This window comes from Wolbachia endosymbiont of Bemisia tabaci (assembly GCF_003999585.1).
In the GTDB taxonomy this organism is placed as follows: Bacteria; Pseudomonadota; Alphaproteobacteria; order Rickettsiales; family Anaplasmataceae; genus Wolbachia.
The window spans coordinates 340605-349987 of the sequence record NZ_CP016430.1; the positions used below are offsets into that span (position 1 = coordinate 340605).

At 33.9% G+C, this 9383-nt stretch carries 6 protein-coding genes and 1 pseudogene; 1 reads left to right on the forward strand and 6 read right to left on the reverse strand.

What is annotated here, in order from left to right:
* Complete coding sequence (locus tag BBB02_RS01550) at positions 1 to 609, reverse strand: superoxide dismutase (protein ID WP_127463749.1); 609 nt, start codon at positions 607 to 609, stop codon at positions 1 to 3.
* A gap of 135 nt (positions 610 to 744) precedes the next feature.
* Here BBB02_RS01550 and BBB02_RS01555 point away from each other — a divergent pair.
* Positions 745 to 990: pseudogene (locus BBB02_RS01555) on the forward strand (hypothetical protein); the annotation flags it as partial.
* Positions 991 to 1058: 68 nt separating this feature from the next.
* Here the strand turns inward: BBB02_RS01555 and rsmD are convergent.
* The 5 genes from rsmD to BBB02_RS01580 form a co-directional block, all read right to left on the reverse strand.
* Positions 1059 to 1607: a 16S rRNA (guanine(966)-N(2))-methyltransferase RsmD gene (gene rsmD / locus BBB02_RS01560; RefSeq protein WP_127463750.1), complete on the reverse strand. Its 549-nt coding sequence runs from the start codon at positions 1605 to 1607 to the stop codon at positions 1059 to 1061.
* Positions 1608 to 1711: 104 nt separating this feature from the next.
* A complete protein-coding gene (locus tag BBB02_RS01565; protein WP_127464287.1) occupies positions 1712 to 2341 on the reverse strand; it encodes a WD_0853 family protein in 630 nt (209 codons plus the stop codon).
* Positions 2325 to 5636 (reverse strand): TrbL/VirB6 family protein, encoded by a 3312-nt coding sequence (locus BBB02_RS01570; protein WP_127463751.1) that lies wholly within the window; start codon positions 5634 to 5636, stop codon positions 2325 to 2327. Before BBB02_RS01570 ends, BBB02_RS01565 begins: the two co-directional genes overlap by 17 nt.
* A gap of 81 nt (positions 5637 to 5717) precedes the next feature.
* A complete protein-coding gene (locus tag BBB02_RS01575; protein WP_127463752.1) occupies positions 5718 to 8609 on the reverse strand; it encodes a TrbL/VirB6 family protein in 2892 nt (963 codons plus the stop codon).
* On the reverse strand, positions 8606 to 9383 hold a 778-nt coding region (locus BBB02_RS01580; RefSeq protein WP_179948511.1), incomplete at its 5' end, for a TrbL/VirB6 family protein. The genes BBB02_RS01580 and BBB02_RS01575, both read right to left, overlap by 4 nt.

The following is a 9383-nucleotide window of genomic DNA, read 5'->3' on the forward strand; positions in this document are numbered from 1 at the left end:
TTATATATTCTTCTTTAAATTCTCTTCTACAAAATCCCAATTGATCAAATGATCAAGAAAAACTTTTATGTAGTCAATTCTGCGATTTTGGCAATCCAAATAGTATGCATGCTCCCATACATCCATAGTAAGTAGTGGCATTTGGCCATAAATTAGCGGTAAATCCGCATTTGGAGTTTTAGTGATTTTGAGTTTTCCTTTTTCAAGCACTAACCACACCCATCCACTACCAAATTGGCTTACTCCATAATTTGAAAATTCTTCACAAAATTTGTCAAAGCCACCAATATCATCTTGAATTTTTTTTGCTAGAAGACCATCATCTTGAGGCTTACCACCACCATTCTTTTTCATTGAATTCCAATAAAAAGTGTGATTCCAAACTTGTGCTGCATTGTTAAAAATAGGAACTGTATTATTATTTCCATGAACTTTCGTTACTAATTCCTCAATTTCCATATGTTGATAATCTGTGTTTTCAACCAGTTCGTTGAGTTTATTTAAATATCCCTTATGGTGCTTATCATAATGAAAATCTAATGTCTTTACAGATATATAAGGCTCTAAAGCTGCTTTATCATATGGCAACTCAGGTAAAATAAAACTCATGCTGACCTCTTTATTTTTGATGGTATGGTAATATGTGCTTTTGCGCAACAGATAATTTAGTTAGGTAGTGATTGCATTTATTCTAAAACAAGCGATATTAGTAAGATAATTATGTTTTTATTTTAGAGGGGTAATATGTCAAGTTTATTCAAGAATTTTAGTAGATATTCTAAGTTCGGAGATATTCCTAGAAAAAGCATTGGATATTGTGGTAACGAAGTTCCACAAAATAGTTTCTATAAGTCCGTTTACCTTATCAACAGTGTTGTTGGGCCAGTGAAAAATGTAGCTCTTGGTAGTTACCAAAATCCTTCTATGATTCAGACTACTACTTTTGCGTTAGCTAGTGTAATTCTGCAACCTTTATATCTAGCATTGGCGATTGATTTTTTCTTTCAGTCCTCGGAAAAATTTTACTTAGCTTAGCTATAGATGTTTACAAAAGAAATTCAAGTGAGTGAAGAAAGAAAAATTATTTTTGCAATACCGTAGGTACGCTCCACAATTATATTGAAGTTTTTATTACACTCAAAACCTTCATTTTTCCTCATTTCTAGAATTATTAACGCATTATCATTTAACCAGCCTGAGTGAGCTAACTCGTCTAAAGTTGAGTTAACCAGATTGATATTATAAGGTGGGTCCATAAAAACTATATCGCACTTTGAAATAGGTCTTGGTAATCCGTTAGCATTGCAACAAATTAACGTGATATCGTTCGTAATTCCAAGATCTTCTGCTGTTTTTTTAGGCAGTTGCAAATTGTAATAATCTGAATCTACCATGAATGCATGCTTAGCACCTCGAGAAAGTGCTTCAAATGAAAAAGAGCCACTTCCGCAGAATAAATCAAGTACATTTAGGTTATAAATAGGTCTTCTTGAAGAAAGTATACTAAATATTGCTTCTCGGACACTACTCATAGTGGGCCGTGCAGCTAAATTCTTGCCTGTAGTTATTTTTCTTCCACGATATTTACCCGCAATAACACGTAACATATAAAACAAGTTCGAAGTTAACTAATTATTTATAATACACATTTAATGTCAACATAGCTTCAGCAGTCTAATAGAAAGAAGGTTGCCTGTGGAAAAACGCAAGATCAATCGCTTTTCTTTGATTTATTTTCTATACTGATTGCACGACCAATCTCGTCTTGTAAATCATCATGGTTGTTTTTTTCATCATGACCCATCCCTTCAATTCTACTTTCTAACTCTAACTTAATTAAAGTATTGATTTTCTCTATACTATCGAGGAAATTGTGACACTCTTCATCACTATATTCCTCACCAGATGCTTTTTTTTCTATAAACAGACTTTTAAATCCTACTAAATCAGAACTCTGATCGGCATTCAACACAATATTTCTCTCTATAAAACTAAGATCTGATAGTAACAAACTAACCTCTAATAGATCTTCACTTTCAATGTTTGCAAGATTATCAAGATCGTCTAAAATAGAGAACATCTTAAGCTCCTTTTGTGCAATTTCTTTGTCTTCTTTGTCAAATTCTGACGATAGCCCTTTATCATCTATAAGTCTCTCATTCAGAGCTTTATTTAGCTTTGAAAGATTAACATCACCTTGCTTAGTGCTATCTAATAACAGATCTACTCTTGCTCTGCGTGCATTCAAAATATCATCATAATCGTTTAGCTGAATATTACCACCTTCATCCTGCTGCAAACCATAATATTTTAGTCCTTTAAAGTTAGGATTCTTCATTATTATCTCTGTTATCATTCCTTTCATTATCTTGAAGCTCTCTATCTTCTCCGGCACGTATAGCTTCTGTAGTGTTTTTTAGGTCTTCTGGTTCCGTACCTAATTTTCGATTTGATTGATTAGGCTTATTTTCTTTTGATGATTCACCCTCGTCTTCTGGTTTTCCTGTACGTCCAATAGTGTAATCATGAAGCCTTTCCAAGAACTCACGTCTGTGCGTTTTTGCTCTATAAAGCAAATTATGCTGATAACCATCCTTTTCCCCAGTAGCAGGATGAATTCCTATAGAGTCAAGACCATGTTCCCAAGTAAACTTCATAGCATCTTCTATCGTATAGCCCAAATGTGATCCTACATATCCTTTATAATATTCTAAATATTCACCGATTCTTCTGTGTGCAATTTTTCCTTCATCAACTCCAAACGCCCTGTAGATTTTTTCCTCAAGTTTATCAACGTCATTTTTAGGTGATATTGCAAATTTTGTTGCTTCAGTTGTAAATTTTGTTGCTTCAATAGTAGCACCTACAAGCTTACGCGGTACATCAATAGCATATTTCAGCACTCCTCCAACTCTTGGTATTTTACCTAGCTGATTAGCCGCCTCTTCAGCTAATCTATTTGATAAATGAGTAACCCAACTGCCTACAGACTCTAGTCTTCCACCAATAGCATCTTGCACTACTGATTTACCAGAATATAAGATTTGACTTACAAAAGACGCATCTGGGTCACCATGTGCAGTAGCGCTTGGAGAATGCTCAGAATACATACTAGATATATTGTAAACACTGTATCCACCACCAGCGATACTTGAGCCCATCTGTTGTACAAACTCCTTTAAAGAAAACATCAAAAACGAAAGCAAGAACAATACAAAGATCTCTCCTGCGTTGATTAAATAACCTCTCTGTATGTCTTGCACCCTTTGGTAATCACTATTTTCTTGATAATTTTTGCAATCCTCACAATCTTTACATTTCTTACAGTATTCACTGTTGGGATCCTTATATAAATCATGAAGTTTCAGTATTCTACAACCTTGTTTTTTTATCGCACTCCGCACTAAAGATCTTATTTCATTAATTATTTCCCTATAACTATTGCATTTATTTATATCTTGACAGTAGCGTTTTATTATTTCACTAACATCACCTATCCTTTTCTCTATATTGTTGATCAGTAATATAATGTCAGCCCTCTCTGATGCATGTAATAAACTATTCGTTAGACGCACTAGATCTTTTTCACTACAATTAGCATCAACTACTATATCACTTTCTGCTATATAATGGTCTGCTGGATTTTTCTCAGTACCAGGCACTGGGTTAAAGAAAGGATAATCTATATAACGAAAACCTTTTTTAATGTAATCGGGTGGAAGAGGGATATATCCAGCACCACCGGTGAATTTTACTGCACCACCTTCTCTGCTTATCTTTTCTATACCCTCTATGTTCTTGTCTACGTTCAGTGGAGAAGCCTCCCCGATAGTATAAGGTACAAAAATTTGCCCTGGAGTCCAGCTAAAGTATTCTTTATCAACTATACAAAAACCACCAAATACCCATTTTGGAGCACATAACTTTATTTCAAGCCATTTATTATAGCACACAGTAAAGCCTAACTGTTTATAAAAGGTATTCATTATCATCGCAGCAAGTAATGACAGCAGGGTAAATATCATAATTGATTTCAAACAGAAACTAATACAGAATTTTATCCAACCCTCAAATAGACTTTTCAGTGGTGAAAATAAAATAGAGATTAGGAATAGCGGCATTATAGCTATAAGAAAAGCTATACCCATAAAACCAGAAAGGAATATTATGTAAGCATACATACACAGCAGGAAATATAAGACAATCCCTATAAAAATTGCCGGTATCATAAGGAGACTTGCCCACATTTGATAATGTAAAAATGCTGCAAACTTTTTCCAAACAGAGTAAGCAAAAAACTTATTAAACATATCCTCCATGAAGCTAAACAATTTAGCTTCATTTCCTTGAGCAACGTTTGAATTACCTCCGGTGTTCATGTTGGGAGTAAAATTAGTAATTATGCTTATCAATTGTTCAAGACCTTTAACAAATAAAACAAGAAAATGATCATAGAAAAATCTAAAACTTCCAGGAGATATAAGCACTATTACTAGAGTGATTTTCATCATTCTGATGAGCATATCATGCTTAGTTTCTCTTATCATTCCAAAAAGATAAAGAAGCGATGAAATCACTATAAATAGAACAAGCAAGGAAAGAACAAAATTGTGAAAGCTCGTACTTTTTTCAGCTATATTTTGAAACATCGCTTGTGCAGCTGCAGGATCATTGCTATCAAAATGCTTTTTACAATTTTCGTTAATCAATAATACACATTTTAGATAGTTATAAACGTAATCAAAAAATCCAAAGTTACTTGGTTTCTGCACTCCGCTCAAAAATTCAAAAGAGTAGCCACCTGCATTATCTAGATAATATCTATCTAATATCTTTACATATATTTTCCATCCTTTTTCTAACCTCACCGTATTACAATTCCTGTCCTGTAATGTGGTATTATCTCTGTCTAAAGTAAAAAGCCCACTTCCATCCTCCGCTACGGAATTGTAACCTAGATGTACAGTAGGAGACTCAGGGTTACGCATGGATTTTAAATTTTCGTTAGGACTAGAATCGCTAGGCCTTTTAAATAAAAGATAAGCACCATGGCCGTTAGTAAACCAACATGGAGCACCGCGTTTTTCTCTGTTATCATCTTCACTAATACACTTGCACTTTACAGTGCAACTTGCTTTAGGCTTACTTGAAATTTTTTGTATTCTAGGTTTATAATCATTACAAACTAAGTGAAAGTCAGGTAGACTATTATCACCTGACTCGCCTTCAAACTTAGTCGCATATTTTAGCTGTTCCAAGCTTTGCAAATTATAACTACCTTTAGATTCTTTCTTATTATTATTACTCCAAGATGTCCATGCACCATTTACTCGTACTACTAAACTATCTCCATTGGTTTCAAATCCAGTATCTTTCCACTTCACTACTTGATTAGGGTGAAAACCATAATTGATTTCTCCGGTTTCAGGATCAATAGGTTCTCCACTTTCACCTTCTGGAAAAAACGCATCATGACCGATTGGAAAATGAGCACCAATTGCAATGGGCTCAGGACCAAAATAATCAGCAGATATACATCTTGGAAAAGGCATATCATTCTTACTACAACCTGTAACCAGAACACAGATTACCAAAATTAATAACCTAAACCAACATTTGCCTAAGCGTGATTGCATACCTAAACTTTTTCCAATACAGAATAAATTTCTAAAACCTTACTTCAAATATCTTTTTAATTAGTTACTCCATATATTTCATCAATCTTCCTTGGCTTGTCCTTTTGTTTTATCAGAATCCTTTTGCTTATCTGGCTGGCTTAGTGTTTCAGATTTGCTCATTTCTTTGCCAGTACTCGCTTTCCCATCTGCTTGCTTTGGTGTATCAGGCAATTTAGCTTCAATTTTGCTACGATCTTTACTCATTCCCTGCTTGATGTTATGTATCATATTTTGGGTTCTATCATCAAGGCCAACAGTTGACAGCATAGCTTGTGATGCTCTCCTAGAAATATGACTAACACTTTGGGCAACTCCAAAACCAGAGCTGAACAACGCCTGCGCCATAGTTTCTGATATAGAAACAAAAGCTTCCATTGCACTAGCAATGATGAGATATATAAATGCCTGGATTAGATCTATAGGTAATGCTGAAAAGTGCCCACCAGCCCTTTCTCCAGTACTGAGCGCAACATCAACACTAGTACCAGGACTATACCCAAGAGGTAATATTGATTTCATAAGACACAAATCATACGATAAAAAATTTACACTAATTAAGCATTGATAGCATGCAGAAAAATTTGTGAGGTTGTATAGAACTGAATACATTAACTGATTTAAAAGAGACAAGGATGAAAATAAAATGACTGGTTGCAATGAAACATGAGCCAGCGTTTTTATCCAATTATCAAATAATGTTTTAGTTTGTTGAAATAGAATAAATACGATAAATAAAGGTGCCAATGACAATAAAAATGCAACTAAAACAGTAGATATTACATACTTAAACGTAGCACTAATAATGCATCTTAAAAACACAAAAGTAGCATAAAGTATTGCCAAAAATGCAATAAAGCCAAAAGGTCCTGATAGCATTAAAGATAAAAATTTCAGCCATGTTTCTCCTGTAAATAATACTCCCGCTGTTAAATCTAAGAATGCAAATTTTTTACCTCCTTCTCCTATATAGCCAGAAAAACTATCAACTAAATAAGTGCTACCATCTATAAAAAGTCTGGATAAAGTTGTGCCAAAAAGTTCCCAGCTTCTATCGCTAAAGGCAAAAGCTATAAATGCTATCTTCATCATCCTTACAATAAAGTCAAATTTACTTAGCTGTATTGTTCCTAGCATATAGCCAACAATAGTAAATATAACGTATAGAATAAGCAAAGCTCTTACTCCTTGCAGAAGACCTCTTGCATATCCTTTGTATGAATCTTTAACGCTGTCCCCAATTACTTCTTCTTTTATAAATTTAAATACCTCGTTTACATTCGATGAAATAAAATCATTAATTTTTCTTTTGACAAATAAAGTTACTGTGTACTTATTATTTTCATAATATTTGGCTTCTTTGTCCGTAATATCATCTTTCTTTACGTTTTCTACATTAATACCAAAGTATATCTTTTTAGACTCTTTATCCTTTAAATGACTTCCATCTATTGCATAGTAGACTACATTATCCTCTTTTATTTTATCCAACCTCTCTACTTCTTTAAAATCATTAGTCTTTATAGCAAATGGATCTAATGGCGGATTATCACCCAAGTGCATATACAGTTTTTTACCACTATCGAAGTTACATGATCTAGTCACTTCAACATAATACCCTCCCCTATTAGCTCCATAATTACCATAATCTGCAATAGCAAGCATCAGACTATTTTTATCAGGTACTACGTTATTATTCACTGTATAGTAATGATTTAATCTCAGAGAATAATCTTCAAATTTATAATTAATCTGTGAACATACATTATCTCCTTCCGCACCTTTCTCATTTGGAAAACATTGAATACCTTTAGCTGTATTCTGATTATCAAGATCGCCAACTTTTGCAACAAGAGCCTCAGCCCAAGAAATATCTCCTCTGTTCTCTTTGAAGTTTAATTTAGAATTTGATATTAAATTAATGTCAATCTGCTTAGAATCCCTCTTATTTTCTTCAATCTTTTTTAGTTCATCCTCAATACCTTTAAGGTGAGAATACATGTCACATGTATTTCTTTCATCATACTTCTCATACCTTATAGAAGAGACGCAATCCTCCCCTATACCTTTTGCGTTGTAACATATATTCTGATAGTAACAATTAAGTTCATAAGAACTGTACTTGTTCAGCTCATTAAAATCACACCTTTTCCCATTACATAATTCATTCAGTCCTATTTTAGTTCGTCGTAGATCTAACAACGCACCATTCATCCATGGACTTTTATCATTAAAATGTACTTTATTATCGTATGGAGTGTAGCCGTTACCAACTAACACTTTCATTTTTTCTTTTCTAAGCAACGGAAATTCTACTTTAGTCCTTTTACCAATTTCTCCACAAAAGAATGTTCCTCCACCAAACATGTCTTTTATTGTAACTTTATCTTTCTCATCCCCTCTTTCAGTTCTATAACAATTGTCATCAAAACTGATTCCTTTTCCTTGTGGATTGTCATAATCAATCGTTATCTCTCTGGGAATTAAGCTAAAGCTTAACTTATCACCAGGATTTGCTTTAATTCCAGTATCTACATAACGTCTATTGCTATAGAATTCATTATTTCCAAAGCCTATGTCCCCACATATTTCTCGTTCATCAAGACTAGCATTATCAGTTAACTTATTACTGTAATTTGGTATTAAATCATTAGCACAAAATACAGCGGGCACAAGTACTCTCTTTGGATTTTTCCCTTCTTTAAGAGGACAAAGATTTACTGACCCACCAAGAGTAAATTTGATTTTCTCATCCTTGCTAATTACTTGACCAGAATCAACCCAATGAATTTTAATTCCTTCGCCAGCTTCACGAACTGGAACATCTATACTGACACTAGTATTTCTGCTCTGCAACCCAGGTTCAACACAATCCATTGTGCAGCCAGTAATTACAAGACATAGTATCAATAATAATGATTTTCTGCTCATCATTGATTTCCTGTGTTTGTCGGTATTTTAGGTGCTGATCTTTGAGCTGATTGTGGTATTTGAATTCTTCGACTTGGTGTACCAGGTTGCTGACCTGCTCTTCTTTGGATACTTTGTTCATCTAAACCTACTGTTCCCATTAAGCTTTGCTGATATTGCCTTCCTGGTTCGCTTGCCACATAAACACCAAACAACGAATCAGATATTGTTGAAGATGCCTCAACTAAAGCTTTCATAGCATGCCCCAAAATCACAAAAGCCATCATAGCGGTGATATTAGGTGCATGTTTGGAAGCATAACCATAAATAATACAAGGATTAAAAATCTTTAAGTTAAGATTAAGTATACATGTAGGACAGACCTCAAAATTAAAGACCGAATACACAATATAATCCATAACCTGGCTTATTAATGATATAAAAATTAAAAGCACTACCGGATGAATTGCAAATCTTGCTAAATTTTTGACCCAATTGTGAAACATCTGTCTAGTATATCCAAATAGAAGGCAAATAATAAAAAGAGGCGCCAAGGAAAGCAATAATGCAACTATTGCTATAGATGTGATAAAAGAAAATAAGGCGTTAAACATCGATAAGCTCACTGTTATCAAACCCCAAATCACCAAGCAAAACGATACAATACCCAAAGGACCAGAGAATATAAGGGATACTATTAATAACACTGAGTGTGCTGATAAAAACCTATTGAGTGGTAAATCAAGAAATTCAAAAACATTTGATGTTGTACCTCCGAAATTTGCTATTTCTATTAAC